The organism is Lysinibacillus sp. NPDC047702, assembly GCF_050272555.1.
Classification (GTDB): Bacteria; Bacillota; Bacilli; order Bacillales_A; family Planococcaceae; genus Lysinibacillus.
Window position 1 is genome coordinate 1 of record NZ_JBNNMG010000048.1, and the last position, 15,376, is coordinate 15,376.

The 15,376-nt window shown below is 34.9% G+C and carries 15 protein-coding genes; 6 read left to right on the forward strand and 9 right to left on the reverse strand.

Features of this window, described 5'->3' with window-relative positions:
- Window positions 1-485: 485 nt before the first annotated feature.
- The gene (locus tag ACQKIM_RS19535) at window positions 486-806 is read left to right on the forward strand and encodes a hypothetical protein (RefSeq protein WP_427547118.1); all 321 of its coding nucleotides are present in this window, start codon (window positions 486-488) and stop codon (window positions 804-806) included.
- A gap of 605 nt (window positions 807-1,411) precedes the next feature.
- Here ACQKIM_RS19535 and ACQKIM_RS19540 read toward each other — a convergent pair.
- Complete coding sequence (locus tag ACQKIM_RS19540) at window positions 1,412-1,834, reverse strand: hypothetical protein (protein ID WP_427547121.1); 423 nt, start codon at window positions 1,832-1,834, stop codon at window positions 1,412-1,414.
- Between the two features lie 438 nt (window positions 1,835-2,272).
- Between ACQKIM_RS19540 and ACQKIM_RS19545 the strand changes: the two genes are divergently transcribed.
- The gene (locus ACQKIM_RS19545) at window positions 2,273-2,737 is read left to right on the forward strand and encodes an NUDIX hydrolase (RefSeq protein ID WP_427547124.1); all 465 of its coding nucleotides are present in this window, start codon (window positions 2,273-2,275) and stop codon (window positions 2,735-2,737) included.
- A gap of 201 nt (window positions 2,738-2,938) precedes the next feature.
- On the opposite strand, the gene ACQKIM_RS19550 is transcribed toward ACQKIM_RS19545, so the two are convergent.
- Window positions 2,939-3,904, reverse strand: a complete 966-nt coding sequence (locus ACQKIM_RS19550) for a S66 family peptidase (RefSeq protein ID WP_427547127.1) — start codon at window positions 3,902-3,904, stop codon at window positions 2,939-2,941.
- Window positions 3,873-4,637 carry an HAD-IIB family hydrolase gene (locus tag ACQKIM_RS19555; RefSeq protein ID WP_427547130.1) on the reverse strand — a complete coding sequence of 255 codons (765 nt, stop codon included), beginning with the start codon at window positions 4,635-4,637 and terminating at the stop codon, window positions 3,873-3,875. The genes ACQKIM_RS19550 and ACQKIM_RS19555 overlap by 32 nt, the downstream gene beginning before the upstream one ends.
- A 71-nt stretch (window positions 4,638-4,708) precedes the next feature.
- On the opposite strand from ACQKIM_RS19555, the gene ACQKIM_RS19560 reads away from it, so the two are divergent.
- On the forward strand, window positions 4,709-5,371 hold the full coding sequence (locus tag ACQKIM_RS19560) for a Crp/Fnr family transcriptional regulator (RefSeq protein WP_427547133.1): 663 nt from the start codon (window positions 4,709-4,711) through the stop codon (window positions 5,369-5,371).
- A 471-nt stretch (window positions 5,372-5,842) separates the two neighbouring features.
- Here the strand turns inward: ACQKIM_RS19560 and ACQKIM_RS19565 are convergent, their stop codons facing one another.
- The 5 genes from ACQKIM_RS19565 to ACQKIM_RS19585 form a co-directional block, all read right to left on the reverse strand.
- On the reverse strand, window positions 5,843-6,010 hold the full coding sequence (locus ACQKIM_RS19565; RefSeq protein WP_427547135.1) for a hypothetical protein: 168 nt from the start codon (window positions 6,008-6,010) through the stop codon (window positions 5,843-5,845).
- Window positions 6,011-6,236: 226 nt separating this feature from the next.
- Complete coding sequence (locus ACQKIM_RS19570; RefSeq protein WP_427547138.1) at window positions 6,237-7,613, reverse strand: MATE family efflux transporter; 1,377 nt, start codon at window positions 7,611-7,613, stop codon at window positions 6,237-6,239.
- A gap of 25 nt (window positions 7,614-7,638) precedes the next feature.
- The gene (locus ACQKIM_RS19575) at window positions 7,639-8,118 is read right to left on the reverse strand and encodes a DUF6530 family protein (RefSeq protein WP_427547140.1); all 480 of its coding nucleotides are present in this window, start codon (window positions 8,116-8,118) and stop codon (window positions 7,639-7,641) included.
- A gap of 371 nt (window positions 8,119-8,489) precedes the next feature.
- A complete protein-coding gene (locus ACQKIM_RS19580; protein ID WP_427547143.1) occupies window positions 8,490-9,905 on the reverse strand; it encodes an ATP-binding protein in 1,416 nt (471 codons plus the stop codon).
- Entirely contained in the window at window positions 9,902-10,582 is a 681-nt protein-coding gene (locus ACQKIM_RS19585) for a response regulator transcription factor (protein WP_427547146.1), read from the reverse strand. Before ACQKIM_RS19585 ends, ACQKIM_RS19580 begins: the two co-directional genes overlap by 4 nt.
- A gap of 154 nt (window positions 10,583-10,736) precedes the next feature.
- Between ACQKIM_RS19585 and ACQKIM_RS19590 the strand changes: the two genes are divergently transcribed.
- Entirely contained in the window at window positions 10,737-13,109 is a 2,373-nt protein-coding gene (locus tag ACQKIM_RS19590; RefSeq protein ID WP_427547149.1) for an S-layer homology domain-containing protein, read from the forward strand.
- A gap of 187 nt (window positions 13,110-13,296) precedes the next feature.
- Here the strand turns inward: ACQKIM_RS19590 and ACQKIM_RS19595 are convergent, their stop codons facing one another.
- Window positions 13,297-13,551 (reverse strand): HPP family protein, encoded by a 255-nt coding sequence (locus ACQKIM_RS19595; RefSeq protein ID WP_427547152.1) that lies wholly within the window; start codon window positions 13,549-13,551, stop codon window positions 13,297-13,299.
- Between the two features lie 258 nt (window positions 13,552-13,809).
- Between ACQKIM_RS19595 and ACQKIM_RS19600 the strand changes: the two genes are divergently transcribed.
- Window positions 13,810-14,349 carry a TlpA family protein disulfide reductase gene (locus ACQKIM_RS19600; protein WP_427547155.1) on the forward strand — a complete coding sequence of 180 codons (540 nt, stop codon included), beginning with the start codon at window positions 13,810-13,812 and terminating at the stop codon, window positions 14,347-14,349.
- Between the two features lie 213 nt (window positions 14,350-14,562).
- Window positions 14,563-14,877 (forward strand): hypothetical protein, encoded by a 315-nt coding sequence (locus ACQKIM_RS19605; RefSeq protein ID WP_427547158.1) that lies wholly within the window; start codon window positions 14,563-14,565, stop codon window positions 14,875-14,877.
- The last annotated feature ends 499 nt before the right edge of the window (window positions 14,878-15,376 follow it).

Here is a 15,376-nt window from a genome sequence, read left to right on the forward strand (position 1 = left end):
TTAACCTCACAAAAAATTTAAGGGTTACGCCCCTTAAATTATTTGTGAGGCGAGCAAGCGATAGCGCGCTTAGATTTAAAGCAAAATCTCAATTTTCCCTGTCCATTTTCTTGACATAGTATCATTTGTAATTGCTACAACGTTTGTCAACCAGCCTGTGGTTAGTGATTTTAAAGGTATAATTTATATTTCCACTTATATTATTATTTTAAATTTAGCTGGTTTCGCAACAATAAAATTTTTATTTAAAGTCTATGATTTAGCTATTTTAAAATTAAGTAAGAACTGAGGATTATTATTTTTTGACTCTAGGTGACATCGAAAATATAGATACTGTTTCACCAGGCGGTTACTCAAATGAATTCGGTATTCTGTGCAGCATCCCAAAAGTAAGAGTTAAAAGTCTATCTTTTGGGTATTTTTTTTGCAAGGTATAGGGAGTGTAAGAGAGTATTTAGAAAAGAGTCCGCAAAATAGGAGATTATATGTTTATTAAGTTTAATCAATACGAACTACTAGAATTGTTTGAAAAAGAGCCTGTGTTCGTTGGTGACGAAGAGGCTGGTATATTAATTTACAGTAAAAGTGATGACTTAGGATTTAAGTTAGTGTTGACCATTTCTATTTATGAGAAGCAATGCAATTTAAGCTTAAGTTATCAAAAATTTGATGCTTCAATTTTTGAAATAAAATTAATAGATGTTGATGAAATAGTCGGTGAAGACCAAATACTAACAATTATTGGTCGAAATATAAAAAATAGAGTCGAAGTTATATTTAATACACATTTTAAAATAAAAATATAGAGATTTGACTGAACGGAGGAAAATAACATAAAAATAATATCTATATCCTTATATTGGTAATTGTGTAATTCGAGGAATAGTATAATTAAGATTTTTAAAATTACTACCAGCACTCACATTAACGCTAGCTTTAGCATAGCATCAACATTTCCTCAAAAAAACATAGAAGAAATAACCTCCATTTCAACAAATGTACAGCTTAATGACTTCGAACTGTTCCAAAAAATTCCGGCAGTTGTTGATCTGATGCAGTAGTTTACTTCTCAAATGCAAGTTACACCATTAGCAGCTGCTAAGCAATAGTTAGAAAAGGTAGTTTTAGAATCACTAGTAAGGCATGTTTATCTGTTACTATTTCGTTTGTTAGGCTGCCAAATGGGGTAATTGATTTGATTAACGTAAAATCTCGTATTATTGGTGGCGGTTCTTGGGGCTAGACTCAAAGTTCACATACAACAAAATATGAGATGAAGGTAGGTCACTTGCGATATATGTAAGTGGGACTTTAAGCGATACTATCGTTGTGAATATGTATTTGACTATCCTAAAAATGTTGAAATATAAATAGTCACATTACTGATATAACCTAGTTTTGTTCTTGGATTTTATATAAATAATGTAAATTTCTTTTGCACACTATTTACATTCTCTTCAATTTTAGACTCATTAACACCTAGTTCTGCAAGGATCTTTTTTAGCCCCTGAGGACCTTCACCTTGATAACCAGATGAGAATCCACCCTTTACAATAATTCGTCCACTTACTCCATTAAAGGCTGTTTCATAACCATATATTTCATTTATATACCGATGATCAATAGATTTAATTTTTCCTATTAATTCAATTGTTTTTCTAACAGCAGTTATAGCGTCTTTTGTATGGACATCTTCAATCGTGATATTCATAGTATTATTCCTTTCAGACAAATCTAGTTTAATCTTGTTAAAGGCATATTCATAAGCATTTTTAATCTCTTCGATGTTATACTTTTTATTGAATAATGCAGTGCTTTTTTCTACAGTAACCAACGACTATCTACCTCTTCTTAAGATAAAATTTCCTTTTCATGGATATAAATGTATCACATTATTTTATAATAAAAAATAGACGTTTAGCTTATATTTTTAATCCATATTAAAGACTATATTCTTAACTCATTATAATCCAAAGGATACAGAAGAGTATAAATAAATTAATCGGATGCAATATGGAAACAATTTTTAATAAAAATTCATCAGAGAAGGTATTTACGAAGCACTAAAATGCTTACAAAAATTATTTTATTAGCATAGTCATGTCATTATTTTTTCGTATTTTATTCATACTGGAATCCAAAATTTAAGGAGATGAAAAAACTGCATCACTAATTAAATGATTCAGTTTTCAATGAATGAAAATGAATTGTTAAAGAACCTACGTGATTATTTAGTGAAAAACTATTAACCTAGACATAGAGGTGCATTAAATTGACTGAAATCCCAATAAGGTGTACAGGAATTGCTACAGTTCTATTAAAAAAAATTAATAATGAATATAATGTGTTACTTTTAAAAAGAGCTTCGGAGGCTCTGCGTGATGTATGGTGCTACATTGGTGGTGGAATTGAAAAAGACGAAAGTGCATGGGAAGCCGCCCTAAGAGAAATAAAAGAGGAAACGGGAATTACAAAAGTTAGATTATATACTTCTAATAAATTTGACCAAATCTATTCACCAAAAAAAGATTATATTTATATTGCACCTGTATTTGTTGGCTTTGTAGAAGAGCAACAAGAGGTTACATTAAATGATGAGCATAGCGACTACCAATGGTTATCATTTAATAGGGCGATAGAGACTGTTACTTTACCTGGAAATGATGAAGTGCTTAGGTCTATTGAAAAACATTTTATCATGAGAAAACCACCAAAATATTTACGAATTGAGGATTAGTAGCTGAAACGTAAATCTTTAAGTATAAAGAATATGTTTGATATTTATTAGTAAACTTCTAAAGTTTTGGTAGTGTTAAATTAAACAAAGACCACACCGTATTGGGGGGTCTTGATTATTGTTTATATAACGAAAAGGGAACCAACAATGCTGTGACCTCCTATAAATTTTATTGGATAGGAGGTCATTGCTTTACCTTGATTAAAAAGTATTTAGCTTTAATTTAAAATCTTGTGTATTGATACTGATCGTACCCCCGATAGGTAAAGTCATAATAGGTTGAGTATGACCAAAATCCAAATCGTATATTACAGGAATATGTTTTAATTGTGGGTGCTTATCTAAAATAAAATGAAGTTGTTCTTCTGTCATGTTGGACACTTTTTGAAAACGCCCAATTAATAAACCTTTTATATCTACGCTAGCTTGCAATAAAGAGGTTAAATCTCTTGCGAACAATTCAGGTATTATTAATTCATCATCTTCCACATATAAAATGCAATCCCTTAAATGAGGTATGTACTTTGTTCCTTGAAGTAAATTAAGTGTACATAGATTTCCGCCATATAGCGTTCCTGTAGCACTCCCTTTTGAATAAATTTTCCATTTCGTTTCTTCATAAACACGATTTTCTTGATCTAAAAACCATAAATCATCGCTCCATTTTGCTGATGGCTGCAATAAATATGACTCTTCGTTCATCAAACAATTTTTAAAGAAGGTCGTTTGATAATCTTGTAACCCTGTCATTTGAAAACTTGAAAAATGTGGACCTGAATAAGTGATAAAATTACATTTTGCTGTAATGGCATTTGCAAGTGCAGTAATATCACTAAAACCACATAGTATTTTCGGATTTGCTTTTAGTAATTCATAATCTATATATGGCAGTAATTCATTACTATTAAAACCACCAATTACCGTCAAAATTCCTTTTACATTTTTATCTGAAAAAGCATCATGCAGATCCTCAATGCGTTGTTCAATTGAGGAAGAACTTTGTAGATCACAAATTTCAACGTGCTTTCCAAAGGTCACTTTTAATCCTAATTGTTCAAGACGTTTCTTTGCTAACTGGATACCCTCTTCAGATAATATTTTTATGCTGCGACTAGGTGCAATAACTCGAATTTCATCACCTTGTTTTAATTTCATTGGTATTCTCATCGTTACATTCCTCCAAATTTTTTATGATTTTTCTAATTGTAGCAGGAATATATGCTCTATCAATCGTTTCAGTAGCAAAACGCTGGACCTCATGATTTCCAACGCAAACACTATGAATGGCATGTTCAAATAAACATTGATCATTACTGTCATTTCCAAACGCAATAAATTGATCAATCTTTAATTTATGAAGCCCCTTCACTTTATTTACACCAAACGGGCTAATGTCAATTGCATGTTCATTTTTATAAGTTACAACTGAAACAGGTAATTTTAATACCTCCTGTAACACCTCTTGTGTTGGGTGAAAAAGGATCAACTTGCAAATTTGTTGCAATTCAGCAATATCGAGATTCTTTGCTCTTGTTTTATCGATATTTATGTAAACCGGGTGCTCAGGATCACCTGTAAACGCATAATCCCAATCACTATCTGCTAAATAAGATAATTGATTTGAGTGAATAGTAGTGATTAGGTGTTGTAAAATATCACTTTTAAAATATTCCACTTGAATTTTCCCGCGTTCAAATGTAAACGCTCCATTTCCACCAACCATGGACATTAGTCGGAATTGCTCAGGTAAGACTGGTAGTAGATCACGAATGGGTCTTGCAGAGGCAAAGACAATTTCATGCTTCGCTTTTAATAACTCATCGAAGACTTCACAAATAGTCTCATCAATTGTTTTTCCATCGAAACAAATAGTTCCATCAATATCAAATACAAATTTCATATTATCAGCTCCTGGTTCGAGTATAATGTATAGTAAAAATATTTAGAAGGACAGATGTCCTGGAGGTAACAATGCATTTCGAAACATTTTCCAAAATTTATGGTTATACCTTTCAAGGAGAGATAAAAAAGAATATAGAAATTCGTAGGTATGAATCAAATGACTATATTTTAAAAGTAGGAGAAGCTATCACTGGTCTCTATTTTTTATTAGAGGGGAGATATTATGTTTCTAGCCCTGAAATCACAGGGAAGGAATTATTATTAAGATACTGTCAGAAGCCTGCCATTATGGGGGATGTTGAAATCTTTCAAAACTGCTCGGTACAGTCAAATTGTATAGCTGCAGAGACGTGCCATTTGCTATTTGTTCCATATGCTCTCTATGAACAACATTTAAAACATGACAGTTCATTTACTCAAATGCTATTACAAGAACTGGCATATAAACTTCGAACATGCACGATTTCCTCAAGAGTGAACGCTCTTTCCTCTGTCTCCATACGTTTAGCTGCGTATTTATGTACAATTGAATCGACTTCACTCTTTAAAGAATATATTATGACAAATACTTTGGATGAGGTGGCTTCACTTATAGGTACAACAAAAAGACATTTAAATCGGGTTTTAAGGCAGTGGTCTGATGAAGGAATTATTCAACGGATTGATGAAATGATTCAAATTATCGATTGGAGTAAAATTGAGGAGATTTCAGAAAATGTTCGATTCGAATAAGGAGTAGAATAATTTCTACTCATGTTGTTGAAAAACTAAATGGTCAAGGGACTCTTTGTGAACACTACTAAGTCAAATGAAGGTGATTTCCGTTCCAGGCTACTCGCTTTCCAGTGGGCGAGCGACGAGCCGCTTCCTGCGCTGAGGAACGAAGGCTAAGTGCGTCACGTCCTGTGACAACGCCTTCGTGACCAACATCGTGTTGGCCTCAGTTTCTCGTCTGTCTCGCTATCCCACGGGAGTCGAGTAGCCTTGCACTCCAATCAGCAATAGTGTAAAACTTTAAATATTTTCTTCCCTCAAAAGAAAAGTAAAGTAAAAGCATGTTACTCACCATCATTAAGTGGATAGAATATTGGTACAAATTCTACAGCTGTTAACCTACATTATGCGAAAAACTACTTTGTAACTTTACATAAAGTACTCCTCTGTTTTCGCATAGAAAATTGTTATCAAAGCTCCATTTTTGCACTATATAATGATGGCTAAGACTTCAAATTTATCACTATATATTTGTGTGAATGGCCAGAAGAAAATACTATGAGCAAAGGTTGATTGGAGTGTAGACTGAGTGACTCCTCGGGGATTCAGCGTCACAGATGAGACCCTGGAGCGAGCAACGCGAGTGAAGCGGCTCATCGGACGCCCCCAGGAAGCTTTGCTCTGTGCGAAAGCGAAGCGACAGCAACAAAGCACTCAGTCGGAACGGAGATCAACCCCTCGTTTTGAAAAAAGGCTATACTTTTTAAGTTGTCACCTTGATGTCATTGACATAATAGTATTTCAACAACATGACAAACCAGGAACTCATAGGGAGTCCTGGTTTGTTTTATTTTCCTTGATGAAGCTAAAGATAAATCTTGGATTAATCGTTTAGCATTGCTTTTAAAGTTCGTTTTTGCCAGCCTAGCTTGAAGTATGCATACTGTAACACAAAATGCACGCAGAAGGTAACAGGGTAGGCTAACCAAACACCATTTAGCTCGAATGAAGTATGGTGTGATAAAACAAACGCTAATGGCACCTCAACTGCCCAAATGGCAATGACTAAGAAAATAGTTGGCCATAAGACTACTCCTGTAGCCCTCATCGTAGCTGAAACTGTTTGTGTATGTCCAAAAATTAAGTAGCTCCAAAATGTGATATATAAATAGTCCTTAGCAATTAGCACTGTATTATGTGAATCTATAAATAAAGATAGGATAGGCTCCGCAAATAAATACATGATTAAAATAATGGCTCCACCTAAAATATAGTTAATACGGACACCTAAGAGTCGGATTTTTTTGATCATTTCTGTAGAGTTTGCCCCTAGAGCCTGTGCAACAAATACAGAAGTTGCAATCGCTATACTCATAGCTGGTACTTGTGCATAGCTCGCTACTTGATTGACTACACCATAGGCAGCAGTAGCATCTGAGCCATAGACATTAACGAAGCCAATAACGGCAATTTCCGCAACAGAGATTGCCACCATGCTAATACTTGATGGAATTGCTAGTTTTAATAAGGAAGCTAAAATATCTTTCTTTAATTTGAAGTGCTTTAAAATCGATTTGTCTAAACGCAGCAAATGCTTTGTTTTATGCAGGTACCCTAGTAATAATAGCATCGTTACAAGATTGGATAAAACAGAAGCATAGGCAGCACCGTTTAAGCCAAACTTAGGCAGTCCTAACCAACCAAATACTAACGGAGGAAGAAATGCAATATTTAAAACTACACTGATTACTAAAAATAAAAAGGGTGTTTTTGAATCGCCAACACCACGCATAAAGGTTGTATACACAAAATACCAAAACATAATTGGAAGTGTGAAAAATAATATTTGGGCATAGCTAATACTCTGCTCTAATATATTGGCGGGTGTTTGCATAAAACGTAAAATCCACTCAATGAAAAAGCCTCCGAAAATGGCAACAATAATTGATAATATTGATGTGAAGGCGAGGGTTACCCCGACAACCTCCTTCATTTTCTCATGATTGCCAGCTCCGTAAGTTTGCCCTACTAAAATGGAACTTCCTGAGCCAATGCCAATCGCAAATGCCATTAAAAAGAAGAAAAATGGAAAAAATGCAGAAATGGCTGCAAGTGCATCGACACCTAAATTGCGTCCAACAATAAACATTCCAAATACCTGTCCTAGTGATTGCAAGACATTTGCTAGCATAACAGGAATTAAAAAGTTGAAGAAAGATTTTTGAAGTTTTTTATCATCTTGTAGTAGTTGTTCATTCATTATGTTATCTCCTTAAGTCATGACATTAATAGCCCATATCCTTTAAAATACGTGATAATGTGCGTAAACGTTCTCCAATAAGCTCACCATTATCACCCAATGCTTGTTGAAAGAGCTGAATATCCTCATTAATTTGTTCGTTCTCTGTGCAAATTACCACTGTCATGGCATCACCCTGTAAGCCAACACGTTTTAGTACTGGGTTGTTTTCATCATATAAATTTTCATAGCGGTAAGCATCCTTAAAATAAAGCTGAGCTTCGCATACTAAAATAGCGAGATCAAGTACACGATGAAGAGGAAGTTCCTCTGATTGACGAGACCATTTACCACCTGTATGACGCCATACCTTGGCAGAAATATCAACCTTCCCTCGGTCATTCCATTGAGCTAAGCCAAGTGAAAGACCCTGTGCATCAGTATGATAGGCAGTACGTCCATCAATATTGGCATAGTTTTCTGCAACAATTACAGGTTTATGTTTTAAATGTGTAGGTATTTTCATATATTAAAACTCCTTATTCATTTATATTTAGTAATTTAGTAAATTACTGCGTTAGTAAATATAGCATTGGATAAATGAGAAGTCAATCATTTATAGGTCTAAATTTATCTAATATCAGTTTAAAGTAAAGAGAATGGAAAGAAGTAAAAATTTCGAATTTCTTGGAGCGGTTTCAGTAAAAAGGGGAAGGTATCACAGTAATGAAGATGCAAATAAAAAGACAACTACAAATTGTCAGTAATTGTCCTGTGATGCTATTATAAAGAGTTTAAAAAAGTCTGATACGGTGTACTCAAGGTTGTTTAAAAGATCAAAATCACTAATAGAAATAGTTCATACAAATCCTATACAGCAATGCTGCTCGACAATGTTTATGGCGAGCAGTTTCTTTTGGTAAGCTGTATTTGAAATATCGTTTCCTCATAGGGAGTACTGGTCAATCGTATGTTACCTTGATGTAATGCCACAATTTCTTCGACAATCGACAGCCCAATCCCAAGTCCTTCACCTTGTCTTCCTTGATCGCTACGATAAAATCGTTCAAAGACTCGCTGCTGTTCTTCGAGTGCAATTCCTTGTCCTTTATCTTTTATGGTAACCCATACCTCATTTTGATGTTCTACAAGTGCTACACCAAGATAGTGACCCTCTTTGCCGTAGCGAATGGCATTGTCAATTAAGTTGCGAATAGCCCGCTCAATCAATGCGGCATCCATCTGCATCACAATATCAGCATCCGCAATATCAATATCCACATGGTAATCTTGACCATCTAACAATAATAAATAATCGGCTATAATCTTCCGTAATATTTCAGATAAATTATGTGGTGCCAGTTGCAATGTCAATGCATTAGTGTTTTGTTTGGTGACATCTAGTAATTGGTCGAGTAAGCGGTCCATATAGCGAGATCGCTGCAAAATTATTTTAGCACTGGCTTGGAGCTCTCGTTCATCCTTATATATTCCGCTGCGAATCGTTTCAGCATAACCTAGAATCATCGTCAATGGTGTCCGTAAATCATGAGAGAGATTAGACAATAATTGCTTTCGTCTATTTTCGAATTGTTCAATTTCAACAACCTGACTTTGAATACGTTGGACCATCGAATTATAATGCTGTGTAAGTTGCCCTATTTCATCCTTTGTCTCATCCTCTAGTACAATACTATTACTTTGAAGATTGACTTGGGAGAGAGCATTATTTAGCTTACTAATACGTCGATTCATCCAAGAAAAAAAACAAATGGCTAGTAAATAGGGCACCATAAAAGCTGCGAGTATAGGAAGGAGTAATGTAACAAGTACCTTTGATGTGCGTATAAAGAAATAAATTTGCCCCTGTTTCATTGCCTCGCTAGGCAGGCTCATTAATAGATAGTAGCTTTGCTGGTCTAGCGTGATGCTATAAATAAAACTGATATTTTCATCTTTAGCCCAAAGATTGCTTGGCATATTTAGAAAACGGTCTGCTATTTTCGAGAAATCATAATCCTCTAAATCACCAGAAGTATCATAAATCTTTGTACCATCAGCTTGAATCCATGCAAAGTGAATCGCTGTATGTTCCGTATGAACGGAATCCAAAATTGGTTTTATTTCCTGCTCTCTTCCTGTCCCTTTTTGGCGAATTGTTGCGACAATATCTTCAGCTAGTGTATTTAATTTGTTTAAATTATAGCCCTTATCCAAAATACTTCCTACTGCCAAGCTCATTGCAATAAAAATAATAATGCTGCCAAAGATACTGATAATCATAAGAAGCCAAAGTTTTGTCCGATTTTTCAAAATTCATCACCTGAAAACTGATAACCAATACCACGAATGCTACGAATCGAATGGTGACCAGTCATTTGTTCAAGTATTTTACGAAGACGACTGATAAAAACGCTTAAATTGTTATCATCATAATGTTCATGCTGCCAAATATGTTGATAGATTTCCCTTTTCGTTAGTACACGATCAACATTTCGCATTAATAAGTGCAATAGCTGACATTCTACAGTTGTTAACCTTTGTTTTTGTCCATCATAATGTAGCATCGACTTGTCCATTTCAAGCACTAACTTGTTTAAACGTATACGATCAGAGTGATGTTTGATGGAATGTCGTCTTAATTGGGCCTGAACGCGTGCAACAAGCTCAATCGGACTAAATGGCTTTGTCACATAATCGTCTGCGCCTAATCCAAGTACCGTAATTTTTTCCTCAACCTCTCTTCTAGCACTTAGCACAATAACAAGCGGCTGTAAATGGTTTTCTTTTAAATAGTGTAGTACCTCAAATCCATCACCATTGGCCATCATCAAATCCAGAATAATCATGTCAAAAGGCTTTTGCTGCAATTGTCCAATGGCTTCTTGTCCTGATGCAGCCTCCATCACATTTAGATGTGCATTTTCTAAATGTAGTCGGATTAATTGGCGAATACTGCTCTCATCATCAACAATTAGAATTTGATTCATCGTTGATCATTCCCCCTCTCAAATCGTATTAAAACTACTTACTATTATAGAAGAAAAAAATCGAGTCTAATAGGAACTTTATAATCCATTAAGATTTCATTAAGAAAACCCCTTTTATAGATTGTTAGAATTAAAGGAAAGGAGGAGTAATGGAATGAAGAATAAGTTATTTATGGCAGGTATGGTCACAACGATTGCTACGATGGGGGCAGTGTCAGTAGTTGAGGCAGATTCCTTAAAGTTTTCAGATGTGAAGGAAGGGAATAGTCATTATGGGGCGATTATGGAGCTTTCACAGCGTGGGATTATTCACGGTTATCCTGATGGAACATTTAAGCCAAATGAGGTAGTCACACAAAGCCAAGCAGCAAAAATGGTGGCAGGGGTAATTGGTTTAAAGGGTAGTGAACAAGAAATAGTAGCTACTTTAAAGCAAAAGGGGATTTTGGAGAAGTCGTTCAAGATGAATACACCTGTGACGCGCTATCAAATGGCAACGATGATTACGAAGGCTTTACAGTTACCTACTTCTGATACAATCACAAACACATTTACTGATGTAGCGACAGAATATCAACAAGCAGTAGAAACATTATTTGTAAACCATATTACAACTGGTACAACAGCAACTACATTTAGTGGAGAAAAATTTGTGACGAGGGGGCAGTTGGCATCATTTATTGTTCGGGCAGAGCAACGGAATATGGTTGAAATTATGGAGGCAAAATTAACGATTGAAGCCATTCAACAAGGGAAATTAACTGCAGCAGGACGAGAATGGACAGTGGCGAAGAACGTACAAACATTGCTAAACGAGCAAAATACGCAAGCCTTAGCAGGGGCACGTATACAGGTAGTGATAATAGATAATCAAATTGTTGATGTTTTAGCTATTGCATTAAATGCATCAGGTGCTAAGGGAAAAAATGTTGTATTTGATGGTGCGAACAGTACGTTTGCAGGGAATTTATTTGTTAATGCAGATTTTGTGGAACTGAAAAATATAACAGTTACTCAAAATATCGTCGTTACACCAAAAGCATCAACAAACTTGGCAATGAGCAAGCTAAGGGCTGAAAATTTCACCATTATATATGATCAACAGTCACCTGTGACGGCTTCCTTAACAAAGGTTAAACTTGCCAATACAGTAGATACAGTGTTCGAAATATCCAGTGTAGGCTCTTCTGCAACGAACTTGTATGTGTTGCCAAATAACCCACAAGATGATGTAACAACTAAATTAGCACAACTAGCAGGCTTAGATATGTGGGCGTACGATAATCAGTTTACCCCTGCAGCTTCAATAACAAGACAGGAGCTTGCAACCATATTCGCATGGGCACCTAAAGATGATGCAGGTTTATCATTCTTTGTAGATGCGCCTGTAGGTGGTTGGACTGCTGGTTTTGTTGAAGTAGCAAAAAAGGAAGAATTAGTAATAGTAGGTGGTGAGTTACCAACACCTCCAACTCAAATAACGAAAGAGCAATTAGCTGAAATTGTGGTTATAGTAGCCCCACGTCAAAATGAAAGTTTTACGGGTTTTAAGAAGAATCAAAAGCAAATTTCTTTTACAGGCGATTTTTTGGCAGGACAATTAGTGTTTGTTAACCCAAGAGAACATGGCATATTATCGCGTTCCGATGTACGTTTAAGTGGAAATATGAATGATATCATGAATCGATTGATCGCACCAACAAGAGAGATAGTAGAGTATGGTAACAGCAGTTCGCAAGCACCGACACATATAGAGGCACTGAATACAAGTATTCGTCTAGCAAAAGAGAAATTGCAATGGATTGAGCAACTTAAACAAAATGGAGTACTTATACTTTCAGCAGATGGTCAAGATGTTCCAAATATTCCAAAAGAAAAGCAATGGCTTCCGGAAATGATTGTAGTAGCGTTACAGGCACAAGTGATGGAAGCTGAGCAGCTAGCCAATAGTCAATCGCTGATAGTTGAACCAATGATCACTAAACTTAATGGTTTAACAGGAAACATCAAACCGCGAAATGGCTTGAAGGAAATCGTAGGAGCACAACAAAAATTAGCAAATCAGCAACTTGTTATAGCAAATGAAGGGCAAATATTCGCTAAAATAGCTGAAATTCTAGAAGAAACGCAAGTAGAATTACAGCAAGAGCAAATTCGACTTGAGGGCAATCAAGTAACGGTCACATTACATGAGGCGATTGAATGTTTAAACCCAAGCACAATGACAATGGTTCAGTTTATTCCAGCAATTACAGCACAGCTAACAATTGTCCGAGACATAACGATTACAGACATGCAATGGACGAATGATGGTCTACTACTGACAACTACTGCAGATAGTGCCCAGCTCACTATTGGTACAGAACTAACATTGATATTACAAGGTGGGCAAACCCTTAGTGGTACTGTAGCGACAGCCGATGATGGAAGTGGCATCATAATTCGTTTTGAAAATATTCCTCCAAACGTTGTTATTACAGCAATTGAAGCAGAGGGCTATCGCTTTACTATTTTACCTACGACATAAGCAAAGAGGATACTGAATAACCTTTAAATTTTTTATCCAAATTTAGAAATATCAATTTGTCTATTTCTAACATAAAATCCCACAGAAAAGCGAATCGATTTGCTTATCTGTGGGATTTTGTGCTGATAGATAAAAGAATAGGAAGCCAATGTATTTTTTGAATGAATGATAATTCCACACAAAATTTTTAAATTGGGGTATACCATACTCTAAAAACTAGGACTATGCTTACGCCAAAAGATGCCATAAGCCAAGGTATGTTCATAAAGTTAGTTAATGATAGTAAGATGAAGATACATAACATACCGCCAACACAACTAATGAAAGAATTTATAAAAGTAAATTTTGAGGAAGTATAATGGCCTCCTCTCATTTTAGAGATATATGTCCATAAATGGAGGCTTTTACATGCTTTTTTAAACAAACTAAAATATCTTCCCATCTTTTTCACCCTCGTAAAATTGTATCTTGATTCAGCTCCCCGCGGATGTCACTGATTTTGAAGAGGAGCTTTTTGAGTGAGCTCGAAAGAATTCGGACGCAATGGGTGTAATTGAAATATCATTTTAATTTTACAGATGATGAAGAAGTACATACAAATTCACGATGTATAATCTAACCTTTTATGCCTAAATGAGGTAGTATAAAGTAAAAGTATTGTAAAATGGGTGTATAATCAAATTAATGAAGGAGAAGTACAATGAAACGAAAAAAACTTATAGGTTTAGTAATATCACTAGTAGTAGTAGTTTTCTTAATAGGTGTTGCCTTAAAGGATGAAATCTTCAAAGAAGAACTAAAACCCTCAATGGTCGAATTAGCGAATGGCTCAAAACAAATTGCGTATGATACAAAACTAATGAATTTTGATAAAACGACAACAACATTTGAAAAATACAAAGGTAAAGTTTTAATTGTTAATTTTTGGGCATCCTGGTGCGGTCCTTGTCAAGATGAAGTACCAGACTTAAAAGCGTTTTATAGCCAAAAATCCGATAATGTGGAGCTATTAGCCGTTAATGCAACTGCTAATGATAGTTATAACAATGCACTGAAATTTTTAGAGAATTACAAACTGAATTTTCCTATCTTTCTTGATGGAGATGGCGCACTTCAAAAATCATTTGAAGTCATGAATTACCCGACAACTTTTATCTTTAATGCAGAAGGCGTTTTAAAATATACAATTAAAGGTCAAATCAATCAACAGAAACTGAATAAATTTATTTCAGAAATTTAACTTATAGCTCAGATCGCTAGAAACATACATATAGTTTACACAAACATAAAAATACAAGGTATTACATAAATGTGGAACCTGGAATTTTTTTTGTTTTTTGATAATTATTTATTGAAAAAATTATAAAAACGAAACTTTATTTACATATTCTCGTAGAATAAGGAAGCGTATTCGAAGGGGGGAGTTTATATAAAATGTAAAAGTGTAATTATTATGGTGATAACACTTGTAGTAGAGGTATTTATTACATATTATATTGCCTCATTTTTCTCTGTTCGATTAATTGAGGTTATGTTTTTTACAGGACTCTTATTTACTGGTGGAATTTACTACTTTTCAAGCAGTGGGGGAGCCATGTCTCGGTTCTTTAACGCTCAGGTAAGCGGGCAAACGGGTTTTATTCAGCAAAGTGAGCGGTTTACTGTGAAAGTAGGTCCAGTGTTCTGGGCTTCATTTATATTCCTTTTAGTGGGTTTAGTCCTTTTTATCTTATTAATTACTGGGGTTATACCACCTCAGGAAATGTAAAAAACTACTTCACAATAAAAGAAGCATGGAGGATGAAATGATTAACAAGAAATATTTAAATGGAGTCATTTGGCTTTTGCTGATTCTTTTATTAGGAACGTCCTTGTTGATAAATGTAACTCATTATTTTAATACAAAAGAAATTGATATGGCTAGCACACGATGCTATGAAAAGGGTGGCAGCGTCATATTGAAAATTTATAATAATTTAACAAGTGAATATTATTTTACTTGTAAAGACAAATAGACGGATCACGGAAATCATATGAATAACTAAATGATGAGCTTATATCTTGTTTAGAATTTGTTTAGAACGATTTGATATACTAATTATGTAATCATAAACAAACACACAACACACAAAAAGGCCTGGCTTCGCATTTGAAGCTAGGTTTTTTTGTGTGTTGCAGTGGATTTCTCTTTCTAAGCTCTTGGTGATATTTGTAAATACGGAGGAGCATCAAATGAGGCAAAAGGAAATGATAAAGAATGTAAAAAA